The sequence below is a fragment of the Burkholderia sp. Bp8992 genome (assembly GCF_003853705.1).
Classification (GTDB): Bacteria; Pseudomonadota; Gammaproteobacteria; order Burkholderiales; family Burkholderiaceae; genus Burkholderia.
Window position 1 is genome coordinate 24,992 of sequence record NZ_QTQI01000019.1, and the last position, 17,722, is coordinate 42,713.

Here is a 17,722-nt window from a genome sequence, read left to right on the forward strand (position 1 = left end):
CAGTCGTCCCAACGCAACCTGATTGCCCCAAGTTCGACGCACAAACGCTCGCGCACGACCACGATTCACCTCAGCGAGAGGGTGATGATCGCGACGGCTCAGCTGGCGTGAGCTCGAGTTCGCGGGCAGGCGTGCGTTCGGGAGCCTGCTGCTTGCGACGATTCCGGCCCGATGGCGCGCTCGGATCGAATACCTTCGGCGTCGGGACCGGAATGCTCTCGTGCTGGAACGCCGCCAGCATGCGTTCAGCGTGCTGCCGCACGCGGGTAACGGAGCGCTCGCTGAAACCCTGTTCGCGCATGGCGGCCGTCAGCACGGCTACATGCAATGCCCGTTCGCTACTTAAATGGCGCGCATCGTGACTGCCGTGCGGCACTGTTTCGTCGACTGGAGCACCGAATGAATCTGTAGATCGGGCTTGGTCATCCCGTGAATAGTTCGGCTTCTGCGAGACTGCAACGTCATGGCCCCGCTGCACAATCTCTACCTGCCAGGTATTGCGATGCACGACCTTCTCGTCTTCTCCGATCACCCTTCCTTCGTCATCCAGGATCGGCATTCGCACGGTGACGAGACGTTTGCCGAGATTTTCGAGTATCACCTGCTGTCCGATCTCGGCATTCGCCTCGCGCACCGCACGCTCGAGATCCACACCCCACACGACTTGATCAACGCCCGCCACATCGCGAAACACGACGTAGTACGAGTCGCTGCGCGCTGGATTGTGCTGATACGGGGCGCCACCATGCTCACGCAGTTCTCCAACGTATCGCCGCGGGATATCGGCTTCGTCGTTTGCCGCACTCTGGCTGCCTTCATGAATAGACGGTTCCGATGCCGACACACGGACCGATGTGGATGATGAGTTAGGGTCGCCATTCGTGCCTACGTCGACTCGGGGCGCGCTTGAAACCATAGCCGGATTATCTGCGCGAGCCGGCCCACTCTCGGCAGTTGCCACCCCGACTTGCGCAACCACTTCGATGCGATTGTCCAGCCGCGCCTGCCGCGCATCTGTCAGACGCGCCAGATCTGCTGCTTTCGGCTCGTAGCCGCTCACTTCAATGCCACGCAGCGTGCCCTGCAACCACGCCTCGCTACGAAACACCTCATGGCCCGACACACGAATGCGCCGCCACGATTTCGCGTGCACCATGTCAATCATCGATTCGACCACATCCGGCCGGTTGTGCTCGGTGACGAGGTATGGCCCTAAATCTTCGAACGCGAGTTGATACGGCGCGTCCTTCAGGAAATACTGATTGCCCGCGCGCAAGTAACGCTTGCGTATGCGTTCGGGCGGTTGGTCGAGCGGCACACCGAACAGATCCATGTCGGCCGGCGTCCCGCTCGGTGACCGAGTCCCGGCCTTCTGCGGCGTGGTCGCATCATCACGGATGGCCCGCTCCCGCAATTTCGCCCGAGCGGCATCGAACTCACGTCGGCGCCGAGCCGATACGGCAGCTATTGCAGCCGATTCCAGCCTGCCCCGGCGTTCGTCCGACGCAGCCGGCCCGTCACTGTTGGCCGGCAAATCCTGTTCGATCACGTTGATAACCGGCTCGGCTTCGTCCGCGGATGTTCTCAGAGCCATGTGGCACCTCGCATTCCAGAGATCGGCGTGGTATGTCGGCGCGATGCCGGTATGCCTTATCGGTCAGGCATTAAACCGGCTTCGCGAGACGCTTCCTGTTCCCGCGACTTTTCCAGTGCGGCCGCACGCGCTTCACGGATGCGCGTCCAGGACCTCGCCTGCAACTGATCGAGCATCGCCTCCAGATTGGGGCTGTAATTCAACTCGCGTGCCGACTTCTTCAGCGAACCCACCATACGTTCCAGCAGATCGCGCGCCCGGTCCCACGGATAAACCTTCGCCTGGTCGCCGTCATAACCCACTTGCAACTCGGATCCGTTCAACCGGGCGTTTTCATCCATCCATTTCAGACGGTCGGACACAAACGTCATCCGATCTTTGCGATGGAACACGACACTGCGCGTCGCGACCTGCTGGATCAGATAGTGTTCCGTGTTGAACACCTCACCCCGATAGGGGCCGCCGTTTTCGCGTGGCGTGCCCAGTCTCAGGGGTGAGCCAAACCGATGCTCGGCCAGCGCCCTGACCTCGTTCGGAACGTCACCGACGCCAAACAGCGGCTCGCCGATTGGCGGACGCGTCGACGCAAATCGAGGCGGATCGGCAGCCGATGGCGCCGCAACGGGCAGCGTGTCAGGCAGAGCATCCACCGAGCGTGATGCCGAGCCGGATGCACGGTCCGTTGCCGGCACATCCGGCGTCGCCTGTTTCGGTGCACCGCGCTTTGAGGACCGGCGACGCGACGTACCGTCATCATCTGCCAACAGCTTTTCCTTGACGTTGCTCATCTTCCCGCCCTCCTCATACTCATTGACATCAACCAAGGTGAAACCGGATTCGGTGCATATTTCCGATCGACCATCTGCCCTTACAACAGAGCGGACCATGGCGCGCAGGTATTCGCCGACCGCTTCAGATCCGCTCAGCACCACCATGTCGCTGAAGTCGTTCGGCACCATGCCGTGGATGCGCGCATCTGCGGCGAATCGTGGCCAAACCAGATGCGCCCTCGCATCTTCCGCCGCACACCGAGCCTGCGCCTCGCCACTACCCAGTTCACCTAGCACGATCAGGTCCGCGGCGGGATACTGTTCACGCAACCTCTGCGCCACCAGCCCGAGGTTCCCGCTGGACAGTGCCGCCGTTGCGAACCAGCCTGTGGCTCTCGAAGCCGCCAATGCCGTCGCCATACCCTCCGCGATCAGAACCTGCGACGGAGCGCTGGCCGGAACCCATCTCGGCTCCGTCGTCCAATAACCTCCTCGCTTCGCGCCGCCAGCCAGGGACGATTTGCGCCCGTGTTCGTCGATCAGTTCGAGCGTCGAGATCGATCCGTTCCAGACAGGCACGATCAAAACACGTCCACTCAGCGGCACGTCCTCGCTGGCCGGCAGGTAGCCAAGCAGCGCACGCAGTTCAAGTGCATCGAGCTCGCGCAACGTGTATGCAGGGTCAAGGTGCTTACGTACAAGATAGGGATGCGCCGGGCCGACTGGCCTCGCCCACTGCCAGATCGATGCGGCCTCGTGAGCAACCGCTGCGTGACGTGCTTGCCGTTGAGCCTCCTCCCGTGCGCGCTGAGCCAATACCTCGGGCGACGCCGCCAGTACGGCGGTCACGCGATCCGGATAATTCGCCCGCTTCAGATCGAAGCCGTGCTGACGCGCCTGCCAGAAAAGCGTCGCGAGCGTCTTGCCACCTGATGCACTGGCCGAGCGCCATGTGGTCCGGGCCGCTTGCGCGTTGTAGTTGGCTGCCGTGCGGCTCCATGCGTCCCAGATTTCAAAGCCTTCGTCACCGAAGCCCTGCTTGAGCGCAAACGCCATATCGACCCAGGTCTCGTAGTCGTCGGCCGGAATCACGGCAAGCGCTGCACGTGCGCGGTCTGCGTCATTCACATAGGGTGTCGTCATTGCCGGGCTCCCGCAACTGGCGGACCGCTCGCGGTTGCCTGGCGCGCAGGTTCAACAAAGTCGAGCTCAGCCACATCAAGATCATTCACGCTCAGGCAACGTCGCGCCTGCTCAACCTTACTGACTGGCATGCCCAGCAGCATGAAATGCCGCTCCACGTAGGCCACAGCCTCCTCCTCGCTGATGTCTGCGAGGTTCGGCGGCAGATCACGCGGATTCCACGCCTGCAATACTTCCAGGTACTCGTGCGGAAGATGGATGAGCCCCGCACCCTCCGGGTCGAGCTCATCAGGATGCAGGTCACGCAACCGGCGCTCGACCACCGCAGAGAAATGCGCCATGTTCAGGGCGGGCACGGACGGCGCGGGCACGACGCGGGAGGCGAACTCGGGATCGCGCCAATAGCAAATCTTGTCGGCCAAAATCGGCTTGGTGTTTTCGAGCAAGATGATTTCCTTATCTCGCTCCAGTTCCTTCAACTCCTGCGGCAACAGCAACGGCCGGCGCTGTTCGGATACGCTTTCGCTTGAACCACCCCGCCCGCCGAAGAATGCGTTGGGGCGGCTCACGCTGCGCGACTGGTCGGTGAACGTACCGAGCATTTCCGAGTATTCGTTCGCGTCCTTCTGCTCGCGCGGTGCATAGAGGATCTGCATCGCGTGGTTCGTGATGATGGTACGCGCATCGGATCGCCCGTAAACGGATTCGAATTGCGCGATCGATTGCACGATCGACAGCACGCGCAGGTTGAAGCCTGGCAAATAGGCAATCGCGCGCGGAAGAATGTGGATCTTTCCGATTGCTGTCATCTCATCGAACAAAAGCAGGCACTGGAACTTGAGTGTCGGATCGGCTTCGGGCAGTTGCTTCGTGTTCAGGTTGATAATCTGCGAAAAGAGCAGGTTCACGATCAAGGCCGCTTCCGACAGATGGTCGGGCGTGACACCGATATAGATGGAAATACGTCGGCGCCGCAGATCCCGCGGATCAAAATCGCTCACGCTCGTTGCTGCGTCGACAATCGGGTTGGCCCAGATCGTCAGCGGCGCATTGAAGGTCGCCAACACGCTCGCCAGCACCTTGTCGTCATTGGACAGGAAGCGATTCAGTGCATCCACGCATTGTTGCGAGAGCAAGCCACGATGCCGGACCAGCGCTCGCTGCAAATAGGTTTTGACCGGCATGCCATTGCCCGACGATTGCCGCAGCACTTCGCCCATCGTGACGGGAAAATCGGGAGTCGACGCATCCTTGCCAGCCCGGTGCGCATCGCGCCATTCGCACAGCAGAAGCACGATGCCGAGGAACAAGTTTCGCGCCTGATCTTTCCAGAAATCGTCGTTGCCGCCTGGTGGATACAGTGCATAGCCGATCGCGAGAATGTCGCCCACCCGGAACAAGCCATCGGAGATTGCCGACAGCGGGTTGTAGCGATGTGTCCGGCCATCTTCGGCAAACGGATTGAACAGATACACCTCCTGCCCATTCGCGCGGCGGAAGCCGGCTGTGGCCGCATAGTTTTCCTGCTTGATGTCGAGCACTACCACCGAATCTGGAAAGGTGAGCAGATTCGGGATCACTACGCCGACACCCTTGCCTGAGCGGGCAGGAGCAGCAAGCAGCACAAACTGCTGACCTGCAAACCGCAGATAGCGGCCGCGCCATACCCCCACGACAATCGCAGGGGACGGATTGAGGTGGGCGTGCGTCGTCATAGCAGCCCCGCCTGCCGGATTTCCGATTCATTCGCAAAGCGCGCACTGCCATACAAGCGGCGTCGACGCGAGCTCGCCCATAGCGCATGAACGCCTAATGCCGGACCACCCAAGGACCCGAGCACAGCAAACAGCGCCGATCCCACCAGCTTGCGCCCGACGTTCGGCATCATTCCGTCTCGCCACATCAGCACCGCATCGAGCCAACCCCACAGTCCCGCGTGCAGCGGATTAATGCGCAGGCTGGCATAGAAGAGGAATGACGCGAGCCAGAGCGACGCTGCCAGTCCAGCCACCAAGCAAGCTAGCGTGGCCAACGTCACTACAGCTATCCGAATATGCTGGCGCAAAGGAGAAGACGGATGATCCATGGCCGCCGCCTATACAAACGCGGTGCGTGCCTTACGCACCGGATCGAACCAGACTTCGGTTATGCCCCAGCGCCGCCCGGTCTGTTTACCCTCTACGTCGAACACCGGGCGTGATTCCATATGCGCGACGACATCGACTGTCAGGAACAGCAACCTCTTGAGTGCGGCATCGTCCCAGGCGACGGCCTCCGGATGTTCCTTTGCCATCAGCGCGAATCGCTCGATCGCGACGGTCACATTGGGCGCGTGATAGCTCGTGATCGACCCTGCATGTCCTGTCGTCAGAAGCTTCAGGAAGTCGTAAGCTTCAGCACCACGCAGTTCGGCCAACAGCACGCGATCCGGACGCATACGCATCGCGCTTGCAATCAGGTCCGCTGGTGTCACCTGCGCGTGACCATGCCCGCCCTTGCTGTATAGAAGATGCACGCAGTTCTCGATGTGCCGGATGAATAGCTCCCGGACGTCCTCGATCGTCACGATCCGCTCGGTCGCAGGAATCGAGCGGCACAGGGTCTTCATGAAGCTGGTCTTGCCTGACCCCGTATTGCCAACCACTGCGATGTTGAGCCTGCCCGTGACAGTGCGCTCGAAGAATGCGCCCCAATCATGCTCTTCCAGGCACTGGACGAGCTTCCGGTCTTCGGCGCGCAAGGACGGCAGCGCTGAATCGAGTCCGTCCGGCCTGCGCCATACCGTATCGTCGAACAATCCCTCGTCGCGACATGCGTCGAGCGTCTTTTCGTCTGGGGACGGACGGCGAATCGTGACCGACACCGTCCGCGCCGGCACGACCGGCGGAACCACGATCTGGATACGCGCGTCGTCCGGCAACAGCGCCGACAGAATCGGATACTGCGACGATACTTCCTGATTGGTCAGGGTGGCTACCGACACCGCGAATGACATCAGCCGGTCGAAATCGAGATCCGCGTAGTCGTGGCCGTGCCAACCGACCGAGTTCTCGGTCAAAACGCGCTGCGGCCGATTGATCACCAGTTCAGTCACGTCGGGATCGTCGAGCAGCGGCGCGAACGGTCGCATCAGTTCGCGCACGGATGCGTCGTCGGGTAACCGAGCGAGCACCGAGTCGCGCGACGCATCTAACTGGGGCGAGTGAATCATCATTGCGTGCCCTCCGGCTGCAGGACATACACCGACCCGAAGTCGAGATCGCGCGCAATCACGATCGTGAACTCCGCGCCCTGGTTCTGGGTGAGCGTCGGTGGGATACCGATCGTGCTGTCGAGCACGCGCGTGGCCATGTCGTTGCCCTGCTGTTGCGTGCTCTGGAACACCACCGATCCGTTGGCGTTGCCGCCGCGCGTCGACAGATAGCCGATCGCGTCCTGGGTAACGCCCAACAGCATTGCGGCACCAATGCGTTGGCTCCAATGGTTGTCCACGTCGCCGTCGATGCCCATGCGGCCGAGTGCGTCGGCCGCCGGCGAATCGATCTCGACCGTGACACCGTTGGGTGTCTTGATACGGGCCGACAGCACGAATACCCGCTTCTGTCCCGGAGACATGTTCGAGCGATACTGGCTGTTGATCTGCGAACCCCGTTCAATCAGCACGACGTGGCCGTCGTCGGAATACACGTTCTTGGTCACCGTGCAGGTCGACACGCCAGCCTCGGTTGAATCAAACGCCGTATCGCCCGCGCAGTCGATTTTGGCGCCCTGCGCAAGCATCAGACTCCGATTGCCGAGCGTCCCGGCCTGAACACGCGGTGTCACGGTCGGCATCAGCGCCTGGGCGAGCCCGCCCCCCATCTGCCCCGGATCTCGCGCTGACGCGCCTGCGCCGCCGCTTACGCCGGCGGCAAGCGGGAAAGGTGCACTACCCGACCCCGGCACGCCTGGCGCCACGCCCGCGAGTTCCTGCCCACCGCCCGTTGCCAGCAGCGGCGCATCGTAGTAGCTGCGGGGTGTCGCAGCGTGTGCAATACGAGCAGGTGTGACCACGCCCGCACTCGATGCGGGGCGCACGGCAACTGCGCTTGCTGGTACCGTGGCCGAGGCTGCGCTACCGACCGACGACGCGGGCAGATCGTTGAACATGCGCCCCTGGGAAGACGTACCCGCCATCGAATCGCGCCGCGCCTTCGCCTCGGCATCGTGCCGCGCGAGAAATCCGTGCACGGTCCAAACGGCACCCACACCGACGATCAGCACGATTACCACGGGCGTCAGCCACCAAGCGCGCGGACGTGCACCTCGGTATTGCCCCAACGCTGGCATACCGCGATCAGCGGAAGCATTAGATGCGCCCGCGTTCTGGCCACCTTCAGACCGACGGTCAGAGCCATCGTCGGGTTCAATCACGTTGTGCGGGGTATCGTCATTCATCTCGATGGCTCCGCAGAATGCGCGTCACCCCGTTGACCGTCGTGCCGTCATGAGCCGGCACGCCGTCGATGTCGTAAGCGTCATTCCAAATTCCAACGACCTCCCGGGCGAGCCGCAGCACGAATCGCTTCGCCACTTCGTGCACGACTATCGTGTCACCGTCGATGTGCTTGTCGACCACGCTTTCCGTACCGTCGTCAGCCACCCGGAAAATCGCCGGCATGCGTCGGTTGTTCGGGATACGCAGATACGTAAAACGTCCGTCGTCCCATGCGGCAGTCGGCGCGATGTCGTCGGAGTTCGGCATCACCTGCATCGAATACCGTGAGTTGCGCACGGCCGCCGGCTGTGCCAGGCGCTCCGCAACCAACTCGACATCTGATTCCCCTGACGCCCGCTTCGCCAACTCGTCCGGATAGACGAAAGTCACGCGATACATCACGCGGTCATTGCCGAACTTCGACTTCAGCGGAAGCACCACGAGATCAAAGCTGTAGCTGTGCCGGTCGGTGCGAATTTCGAGATTCGAATCGTGGGCGGCAAGCTGCGGTTTCAGGTACACATCGTGATCGCCCTTGTTCGCCACCACCTGCCAGCCGTCTCGATCTCCAGGCGCGACCACCTGAATGTGCTCGTGGGAACCCAGCGCGATGTGCGTCGCAAAGCCGCGTTGAGCCTCCACACGCACCACCTCATCGGCTCGATAGATCACCTGGCGAACGCGCGAGTCGCCGTTCCAACCGGGCAGATCAACCGCCCTCGCGCCCCCCACGAGTAACAGACTCGCCAGCGCGATGCCGAACGGACGCACTCTCATGGTGTGCCTCCTACTGCCGACGCCGACGGCGTATATTCCGCATCCCGGCTATAGGCTGTGACCTTGAAGCCGAACGGGTTGGCGATTGCCACGCTCTCACGCGTGAACACGGGCGGCCGGTAGGTATAAGCCAGCGTGATCACGAAACGCTGGGTTGGCTCGGCATGGGCCTCGCCATTCTTGAACGACGTCCGTTCGACGTGCACGACTGCACGACCGGGTTCGTCGGGCGGCAGCGTGACCGAGAGAATCCGGATGCGCCGCTCGACACCAGCCCCCAACTGCCGATCCAGTGCATCGGGACCGCTGTAGATGCCACGGTAATCGCGAGCAACGACGTCATCGCTCATCGTGAGCACGCTGTCGTAGTCCATCTGCAGCAGTCCCCAGTCATAGCGCTCGCGTGCGCGCACATAAGTCTCGACCCAGTGCTTGTCCTGGATTTCCTTCGTATGCACGTGGCGGGCGTCGAGCACGTCGATCACCTGGGATTCGCCCGTCAGGCGATCGACCTCGATGGGCAAAGGCACTACGCGATAGAACGGCACCATCACTGCGAGTGCTACCGTGCTCAGCACGGCAATACCAACTGCAGCGTAAGCGACGTGCCATGCACGACGCTCGGAGCACTCCTGCAGGTGTGTCAGCGACGCCTCGATGTCAAGCACGCGGCCATAACTGTGCGAGCTCATGAGCGATCTCCAGCATCCGGCAACGCAGGCTGGTCCGGAGCAGCCGGCACGGTCGTTGGCACGTCAGGCACGTCTGGGACACGATTGACCGGCACGCGGTGCAGGCCGTCCGGCAATACGGGCTTGGGTGGCCCACTGCTGCAGGCGGCAAGACTCCAGGCGAGGCACCCGGCGAACGTCAGCGAGCTCAGTGTGGACATGGTGTCGCCTCAGTTTCCGAATGACGCGGGCACCATCTGGTCCTGGAGCCGGTTGGTCTTACCCGCTCGGCTCAGCACCAGTTCACTTTGCTGCTCGGCTACGAGCTTGTCCTCCGTCTCGGCCAGCATGCGAAAGAGCTGCAGTTTGGTCATCTCGTTGCCGACCGCGGTGGATTCGGCCTGAATGCGAGCCTGCAACTCCGCAACGCCCTTCGGGTCCTGCGTCGCGTTGATCTGTTGCGCGAGACTCTGGATCTGGTCCAGCTCCTGCAGCTCGGTCTGGTATGCCTGCAGACCGAACGCCTTGTCCTGGTAGGGCTTGTTGAGCGTGCGCCGACACACCTGCTGATCCACCCCGGTCTGGTCCTCGCAGTCGTAGATCCGGTTGGCCGAGCGCAATGCCTGCGCACTGCCCGTCAGGCCCGCGTAGCCGCCGTTCTGGATCGCGGTATAGACGCTCTGCCAGTTCGACGGCAACGAGTTGGCGACGACCGGATTGCTCAGAAGCGCGCCGAAACCGCGCGTGCCGATCGTCGATTGGTAGATGTGCATTTCTTGCTGCACTTGCTGCTTGAGTTGGCCCACGGTGGCAATGGCCTGCACGACGCTCTGCGCGTCGTAAACCGGGATCCCTTGCGCGTGAGCGCCGATGCACCGCACCGCACACACGAATGCGACAGTGATCCATTTGCTTCGTCCGTTCATGGTCATTCCCTCCTGGTCAGCTGTCCTGCTGGCCCAAATTCGCGCGTGCAGCGCGCTGGTAAGCTGGGGTCCCGCCGCCGCTTGACCCAGATCTCCCGCCCGAACCCGTCCGATCACGAATTTCGCCACCGGAGGGCGGGCCTCGTCCGTTACGGCTGAACGCCCGCCCAATCGCCGTGACGAGGCTTCGCGATGCCATGCCGGCCACAAACGCGCCGAAACCCGACAGAGTGGCGCCGCCAGACAAACCCGCTGCAACCGAAGGCAACTGCCAACCGACCATCGCGAGGAACATCCCGGTCGCAAAGAGCCCAATCGCGGCCGCCGCTGCAGCGGCATCGTCTAGGGAGGCGGAAACGGCTTGCATCAGGGCTGACGAATCGGCACCGGGTGAACCGTCCGTCACGTGGAACGAAGTGAGATCGGCCGAAAACGCCGTGAGCGCCATACCAAGGAAGGCAGCAACCAGAACCTGTAGCAACGCGTAATTGGCAACCTTCGCGGTCCACGCTTCGAAAAATCGCGCTGTGGGCGCAAACGCGGCGCACGCGATGAAGATCGGGCCCAGTCCGAGCACGAGATCGAGCAGCATCCTTGCCATCACGACCTCGAAGGCCAGCACGATCAAAAAGATGGACCCGCCGAGCGCAGCAATGAGGCCGCAGAGGAAATCCCCAATCGCGGCGGCCAGACCGCTCGGACTGATTCCCTCATGCGTCGCCTTGTTGAAGTAGGCGTCCATCACGAGGTCGACCTGTTGGTCGTAGCAGTCGAGTGTCTGGTAAATGCTGGTCGCGGCGCCCTGTCCCGTCACGGTGCTGCCGTTGGCCGACCCGCATCCCGGGTTGCCCCCGCCCGTCGTGTTCGCCGCGTTCTGGATGGTCTGGGCCAGCCCAGCCGTCGCGCCGTTGACGGCTGTGACAACCTGCTGCTGGTAGATCCCGGCGCTCAGCGCGAACGCCAGCGTGATCGACACTTTCAGCCCTCGCCAGGCAAAGGCCGGCACCGCCTCGTGGGCTTCGCCGCGCACCACCGCGAGACCATAGGCCAGCACCCAGATCGTGACGCCCGTGGTCACGACCGGCACGAGCGCTCCGGAAAGCGCCGACGATACGGTCGTCACGTAGGTCGACATGCCGTTTTCGAGGGTGCCCCCCACGGCAGTAAAGAGGCCGCTCATCCCGCACCTCCCGGCCCGGGCGTCGGGGACAAGCGCGAGCTCGCCTGAGCCGCCCGGCGCGTCGCTAGTCGCTCATGAAAAACGGGCAGCCAGTCTTTGGGCATATCTCCGACTTCGGCACGGATCGCATCGAGCAGCTCGACGTTATCGGTCGTGCCGGACAGGACATCGAGCACATCACCAAGCCCTGCGAGATCGAGTCGGCCGATCGCGGAGCGATGGCCCTGCTTGACGAGGAACAAGCGGCTGCTCTCGCCCAGGTTGCGCACGATATTGAATTCGGCTTCGGTCAGCTTGAAGCCATGCACGTAGTCGTCGTAGTCGGCACGCGGATTCGGCAGGAAGAAAAACGTCGCGCTCTGCTCGATCAGCGCACTGGCGATTTCGCTTCGCAATACGTCGGCCGGCGACTGGGTATCAAAAATCCCCAGCCCGTTCTGCTTGCGGATCGTTTTCTGCTTGTTCTTCGCAAAATCCGTGAAGACTGGGTCCCCGAGCCGCTTCCAGAACTCGGTCATCACATAGATGAAGCGTCGGCCGTCGATCAGGTTTTCGGTCCGATGCAGCAGGTACATCGTCACGGGTGTCGACACCTCGGGATCGTCCAGCAGCTCGGTGTCGTCGAAACCAAACAGTTTCGCGTGCGCCAGATCGATACGGTCCGCCGGATTATCGAGTACCCACCCCAGACGTCCGCCCGCACACCATTTGGCCAGCCGCGCATGCAAGCTGTTTTCGCCCACGTTCGGTAGGAGCTGCCGTACCATCGACAAACGGCGCAGGGACTTGTCCATACGCGTGACCTCTCGCACAGCACGTGAGATGTCGAGTTCGTCCTTTGCAGACAATGGCTCGCCGACGTCAACGAGTTTGCGCACGAGGCGCTCCCAGAAATCGATCACCGGCTCATCCGGTGCCATCTGGAACGGATTAAGCCCGGTGGGCTCGCCGCGGCGGAACACGGTATAGGTGCCGCCCATCGCACGGATCGCGATCTCCGTGCCGCGATCCTTGTCGAACAGCACCGCCGTAAGGTCATACTTGGTCGCCATCGCGAGCAAGAACAGCTCAAGTACCGTCTTGCCCGCTCCTGCCCGGCCTATGATCTGCGTGTTGGCGAGTGCCTTCTCGTCGAGTGAGTCCTGCTTATCCGGTGTCGCGTGGAAGTTCAGATAAAGCGGCTGGCCGCTGGGTGTCTTGACGATCGTGATTGCCTCGCCCCACGGATTGCCTTCGCGCTTGCCGGTCGCGAAGTTGTGCAGGCTTGCCAAACCGCAAAAATTGCGCGATGTGAGCTTCGCTTCGCGCGGCCGGTAGCGCCAGTTGGCCGGTAGTTGCGCAAACCAGGCCGCATCGGCCACGAGATCGATCAATGCCGTCTGGAACCCGGCGTCGGCCAGCTGCGTTCGTGCCTTCGCGATGCTGCGAGACACGTCATTCAGCGAGTCACCGAGCACCGCCAGCGAATAGTGATACTCGCCAAGAACGAAATTCCCGTTGATCAGATCATCGAGCGCGCGGTCGATCGCGTCGACCTGGGACAGGGCAACGTCCTCACCGGCAATAAGCTGATTGCGCTGCCGCTCCAACGCCTCCTTCGCCGTGGGTTTATCCAGAATCGTGAAGCTCTGCGTCTCGATATATTCGAAGTCGCCGTACAGCAGGCCATTGAGCATGCCCGGTTCGGTGTCTTCCGGATAATCCTTGAGGTCCAGCATCGCCGCGAACCGCGTTGCCGTCGGCATGCGAATCTCGATTTTCTCGGCCCCAACAAAGAGCCGCGAAATCGGCAGCGCCTCGCGAATCGTGCCGGCTGGCACGGGCTCAGGTTCCCAGACTCCGTTGACCAGATAGCCGAGCAGTTCCAGCGCTGACGAATAGCGGCGCGAAGTGGCCACGATGGGACTCGGCCGGCGATAGACACCGAGCGCGACCGGTTCGTAGGGTTTCAGGCTCGATTCGACCTGGGCCGCGAGCTCCGACATCATCTTCAGTGCGTCGAGTTGATCGCGCCGGATATCGTCGCGCGTGCGACGTGCCGCACGGCTGAAGACACGTCCGAGGCGGGTGCGGTTTGGCCGATAGACCACCGTCAGATACAACTCGTTGGCCATCATCCGGTATCCCGCAAAACTCGCGTAGTAGCGTGTCGCCAGTTCCTCGCAGAAGCGGTTGTCGTACTGCGTCGAGAATCGGTCCGACACCCGTCGGCGCAGACGATGCGACCACAGCGCCACATGGCCGCCCGCCAGTCCGCGCACAAATTGGTTGAATCCTTCGTGTCGCGCAAGGATGTCGGCGGGATCGGCTGCCTCGAACGCAATGCCGGCGATCTTCCAGATTTGCAGGTAGTCGCCTTCTCGCGTCTTGATGACGTGGTCGGTCACATGCGTCGAGTACGGGATATAGCCGGCAAGCGGCACTTCCCGGCTCGCGACGGATCCGACGTGCGATTGGCGCGCCATGTCATGCCCTCCTCTTCAGGCGCACCGGCACATAGGCGTGTGCGCCCCAGAAGCGGCGATTGACCTGACGCAACGCCACGCGGGCGCGTCGCGCGTGCTGCGCAAGCCGTTGATCGTCGTGGCGCGTCGTCACCCGCATCGCGACGAACACCGGAATCATCAAAACGAGGATCGCGACACCCAGCACAGGGCTGGCCAGCAGTGCCCAGATTGCGGGGATCAGCATGCCGCCGCCGACCATCAGGAAGGGCACCAGCGGCACCCCCCAAAGCATCGCGGGACGCGTGCAGCCTTTGAAGACGGGATCCTTGAGAGAATGCATGGTTAGTTGCCCCCGGATCAGCTCGAAGGAATCAACATGCCGGCGATGACGGTCGCGCAACCGACGAATAGACCGCCGATAAACACGTTCGCGATATCACCGAACCGGGCGTGCTGGAACATCATCCGAAAGCCAGCCCAGATAATCGAAATCGAACAAATCACGCCCCCGACACTCAGCAACGTCGTCTGAATCGTGTTGAGCAGCGTATTGACCTGTGATAGTTGCGCGCGGGCCGGGGCCGTGAACATCAGGGCCGAAGTGGCAAGAATGATTGCCAGTTCCGCCTTTCGGTCAGACAGAAATCGCATCGTCCGTTCGACGAATATCGATGATTTATATCGTATTCCTAAGCACATGATCGACTCCCTTCCGATACATCTCAATCTAATTCGTCAATGTCGAGTTAGAACACCACTGCACTACTGTCCGGTTTAAGAGGCTCCTCGGTAACGGGCGAAGCGGCGTTTATCACATCACGATCCCGCCGCAATAGCTGCCGAACCGCAGGTTCTGAGCGACGGGCACGAATCGACACTGCAGAACCGATCGGTACGACCGGAATGGGTGCAATCGCCGGAACAGACGAATTCGAGGAAGCTAGCGCCGCTGCGCTCTCCACGACACGCTGGACGTAGCCCGTCTGGTAGCCGGTCGAGAAATTGCCGCTCGCATAGCAGGACAGGCTCGCGCGTAATGCGGCCTGTACATCAGCCTGATAATCGGTCCCTGCGTGGAGCTTTCGGGTCGCCACCGCCGCTGTAAAACAGCGCTGCAGAATGGCTGCACCAGCAGCTAGGTTGCGACATGGCTCGAATGCGTTCTCGGCGGTCAGGCCATAGGCCAGCCAGTTCGCGCGATTCACCTGCGCGAGCCCGACACTGAAATTCCAGCCGCCTGCCTCCAGCGCGCGTACCGTCGCGACCGCTTCGGCCAAATTCGATGGCTGTCGACGCAGCCGCCCGTGAACGACGCCGATCGCGTAGGGATTGAATCCTGATTCGGTGCGCACGATCGCCGCCATCGTGGCCGGGGCGATCTGCGGCGCGCAGTCGTGCACGAGCGACAGAAAATCGAATGGCATTATCGATCCCCCTCTCCTGGGCGAACGACCTGCTGCAGGAGATGCACTGCCGACGTCGCGGAATAATGGGCGGAATGTATATTGTTACGTGCCGCTCCGTTCAGCGTGCCAGCCGTAGCAAGATCACAGGTTGGAAAAGGATCGCCGTCTCGCAGAGCGGCCCACAATCTCTCGATTGGCGGTACGCATTCGGCGTACTGCTCCGGGCCACCGGGGTTAGACAGACACAACATCACCTGACAACCCCAATCGTCCGCTCGTGCGACATCGGGCCACGCCATCGACGTTCCAAGCACGACCGCAAGCGACACCACACCACGCCACACGTTTTGTCGCACATCCGGAATCAACGCGGAATTATGCATGGCATGCCTCGGCCATTTCCGAAGGCAATGCCGCATCATTTGCAGAATCGAGTCGCCGTGCGAGCACGTCGAAACACGCGCTCATGGCCTGCCATTCGCGATTGGCCGCCAGACCGACTGGAATGAGATCCAGGACCGAGGTCCCATTCGCCTGCGCCTGCGAAATGGCGTCAATCCGGGGGAGCAATAGATGGCCGCTTGGGCTCTGATCATGTGGAACCAGCCAGGTGGCCACGCACGCCTCGAACGGCTTGAATCGGGCTTGCTGCCGCGGAGTCATCTCGACGCAGTTGGGCACGATACCGATAAAGCACAGCGACGGATTGAGCCGGGCTCGGACATTGCGCACGCCATTGCTGCCATTGACGAAATCGGCGACCTGCTCAAGCGTGTCCGGCGACAACAGAACGGGACTAATCAGCGCGTCGGCGAGCGCAGCCGCACAAATGGCACGCGCGTCAGGCCACGGCGGGCTATCGATCAAACAGACGTCAAACAACGGAGCGACCCGGGTCAACAGGTGTCGCAAGTTGGCGTAGAAATGCACGCCAGCCGGATCGGCTCGATACGCAATGCCGGCAACGGCGTCCGCCGCAAGCACGCAAATGCACGGTTCTGCCACATCAGATAGTCGGTCGGACCGAATATCGAGCGCCGCACGCTTCATCGAGCGTGCACGGGCGCCACGTGTAAGCGAAATGGCACTACACGCCGGCTCGGCCAGATCAAGCACCAACACCCGATATCCGCGTACAAGACGAAGATAATGGGCAAACTGACACACCACTGTCGTTCTGCCTGTACCACCATGGCCCGAAGCCACAAGAAGCGATTTCATGGTCGTCACTCTTCGGATGGGGCTCCGAGCAGCGACGTGCTTTGATGAAAGTGAGAGAATCCCGGCACGAGGAAGGATCCCGACGAGTTCAACGTGCATTCTTGAGAGCACGCCAGAAAACAGAAAAGCCTGCGATTACAGGCTTTCTCACGAACGCTACGGCACACTACGCCATCACACAGACGTCAATGCTGCGGGGCCGCTAACGCGTACTCGGTCGTGCTGTGCACGTTGACCGGATCAGATTGTTGGCTTCACTGTAGGTCAGCTGCCACGTCGATTCAAGGGCCGACATGCGTCGACGAGATGAGACGATATCTCTATCGTGCCGTGAAGCTCCTCGCTGTTCCTATATTTATTTCGTGTTCGGGGTGAACTCGATATTGTCCGCGGCGGACCTACACGAGGCGAGTGCGACTCACGCCGCACGAGCGGCCGTACTATGGAAGTCACCGAACATTCATTCCTCGAATGTCACTGTTTGGTCTCGCCTTCTGCAAGGGCGCGGGCAAGCGCGGACCGTGCCGCATGGAGTTCCAGATCAAAATGCTGACGTGGATGGCGGGCAATCTTCAGCCGTCGACACACGACTTCTCGACTCGCATGCCAGAGATAGACCATGCGCAGAATATCCCGATTTCGGGGCGGCAGTGTTCGCCATGCTCGGGTCACATATTCGGCATCAACGGGATCATGGGCACCACGATTCGACTGCCCCCAGTTGCGAAGACGCTCATCGAGCGACGGCGGCGGCTTATCGTTTTTCACCGCTGCCGTCCTGCTCTTCAGGTTCGCGCGCCTGCGAAGCGCGATATCGCGCAGGATCTGCCAAGAACTGTTCGATATCGGCCGCCCGCCACCCTACCATTCGTCCGCCAAGCGCAATGGCACGAGGAAACGTTCCGTCTTGCATGCGCTTGTAGATCGTCGACCTCGATAGACCGGTGCACTGCTCGACCTGTCGTCGGCGCAAGATTGTCCGCGTTCCGTCACCATTCCAAGACATGATTCGCCCTCCATACCCGGCACGAACGTGGCCGGACGTGAAGAGCATTCAAGCAGCGAAAATGACGATGGACCAAACCCGTCGTATCGACGGGACATCCCGTC

The 17,722-nt window shown here is 61.7% G+C and carries 17 protein-coding genes; all 17 read right to left on the reverse strand.

Annotated features, from left to right (window positions below; translation table 11 throughout):
- Positions 1-70: 70 nt before the first annotated feature.
- A complete protein-coding gene (locus tag DIE03_RS25250; protein ID WP_124455079.1) occupies positions 71-1,594 on the reverse strand; it encodes an LPD7 domain-containing protein in 1,524 nt (507 codons plus the stop codon).
- Positions 1,595-1,650: 56 nt separating this feature from the next.
- Positions 1,651-3,507, reverse strand: a complete 1,857-nt coding sequence (locus DIE03_RS25255; RefSeq protein WP_124455081.1) for a PriCT-2 domain-containing protein — start codon at positions 3,505-3,507, stop codon at positions 1,651-1,653.
- Positions 3,504-5,222: a type IV secretory system conjugative DNA transfer family protein gene (locus tag DIE03_RS25260; protein ID WP_124455083.1), complete on the reverse strand. Its 1,719-nt coding sequence runs from the start codon at positions 5,220-5,222 to the stop codon at positions 3,504-3,506. Before DIE03_RS25260 ends, DIE03_RS25255 begins: the two co-directional genes overlap by 4 nt.
- A complete protein-coding gene (locus tag DIE03_RS25265) occupies positions 5,219-5,593 on the reverse strand; it encodes a hypothetical protein (protein ID WP_111442663.1) in 375 nt (124 codons plus the stop codon). Before DIE03_RS25265 ends, DIE03_RS25260 begins: the two co-directional genes overlap by 4 nt.
- A 9-nt stretch (positions 5,594-5,602) precedes the next feature.
- Positions 5,603-6,721 (reverse strand): P-type DNA transfer ATPase VirB11, encoded by a 1,119-nt coding sequence (gene virB11, locus DIE03_RS25270; RefSeq protein WP_111442662.1) that lies wholly within the window; start codon positions 6,719-6,721, stop codon positions 5,603-5,605.
- A complete protein-coding gene (virB10, locus tag DIE03_RS25275; RefSeq protein ID WP_124455085.1) occupies positions 6,718-7,944 on the reverse strand; it encodes a type IV secretion system protein VirB10 in 1,227 nt (408 codons plus the stop codon). The genes virB11 and virB10 overlap by 4 nt, the downstream gene beginning before the upstream one ends.
- A complete protein-coding gene (locus tag DIE03_RS25280; RefSeq protein WP_124455086.1) occupies positions 7,937-8,761 on the reverse strand; it encodes a TrbG/VirB9 family P-type conjugative transfer protein in 825 nt (274 codons plus the stop codon). Before DIE03_RS25280 ends, virB10 begins: the two co-directional genes overlap by 8 nt.
- Positions 8,758-9,453 (reverse strand): virB8 family protein, encoded by a 696-nt coding sequence (locus tag DIE03_RS25285; RefSeq protein ID WP_124455087.1) that lies wholly within the window; start codon positions 9,451-9,453, stop codon positions 8,758-8,760. Before DIE03_RS25285 ends, DIE03_RS25280 begins: the two co-directional genes overlap by 4 nt.
- Positions 9,454-9,662: 209 nt before the next feature.
- Complete coding sequence (virB5, locus tag DIE03_RS25295) at positions 9,663-10,358, reverse strand: P-type DNA transfer protein VirB5 (protein ID WP_124455091.1); 696 nt, start codon at positions 10,356-10,358, stop codon at positions 9,663-9,665.
- Between the two features lie 16 nt (positions 10,359-10,374).
- Complete coding sequence (locus DIE03_RS25300; RefSeq protein ID WP_124455093.1) at positions 10,375-11,538, reverse strand: type IV secretion system protein; 1,164 nt, start codon at positions 11,536-11,538, stop codon at positions 10,375-10,377.
- Positions 11,535-14,003 (reverse strand): VirB4 family type IV secretion/conjugal transfer ATPase, encoded by a 2,469-nt coding sequence (locus tag DIE03_RS25305; RefSeq protein WP_124455095.1) that lies wholly within the window; start codon positions 14,001-14,003, stop codon positions 11,535-11,537. The genes DIE03_RS25300 and DIE03_RS25305 overlap by 4 nt, the downstream gene beginning before the upstream one ends.
- Before the next feature lies 1 nt (position 14,004).
- Positions 14,005-14,325: a type IV secretion system protein VirB3 gene (locus tag DIE03_RS25310; protein WP_124455097.1), complete on the reverse strand. Its 321-nt coding sequence runs from the start codon at positions 14,323-14,325 to the stop codon at positions 14,005-14,007.
- A 17-nt stretch (positions 14,326-14,342) separates the two neighbouring features.
- Positions 14,343-14,636, reverse strand: a complete 294-nt coding sequence (locus DIE03_RS25315) for a TrbC/VirB2 family protein (protein WP_260434947.1) — start codon at positions 14,634-14,636, stop codon at positions 14,343-14,345.
- Positions 14,637-14,731: 95 nt separating this feature from the next.
- Complete coding sequence (locus DIE03_RS25320; RefSeq protein ID WP_124455101.1) at positions 14,732-15,409, reverse strand: lytic transglycosylase domain-containing protein; 678 nt, start codon at positions 15,407-15,409, stop codon at positions 14,732-14,734.
- Positions 15,410-15,766: 357 nt separating this feature from the next.
- Positions 15,767-16,612: a ParA family protein gene (locus DIE03_RS25330; RefSeq protein WP_185658220.1), complete on the reverse strand. Its 846-nt coding sequence runs from the start codon at positions 16,610-16,612 to the stop codon at positions 15,767-15,769.
- Between the two features lie 474 nt (positions 16,613-17,086).
- A complete protein-coding gene (locus DIE03_RS25335; protein ID WP_124455108.1) occupies positions 17,087-17,380 on the reverse strand; it encodes a hypothetical protein in 294 nt (97 codons plus the stop codon).
- Positions 17,367-17,618, reverse strand: a complete 252-nt coding sequence (locus DIE03_RS25340; RefSeq protein ID WP_124455110.1) for an AlpA family transcriptional regulator — start codon at positions 17,616-17,618, stop codon at positions 17,367-17,369. Before DIE03_RS25340 ends, DIE03_RS25335 begins: the two co-directional genes overlap by 14 nt.
- Positions 17,619-17,722 lie beyond the last annotated feature (104 nt).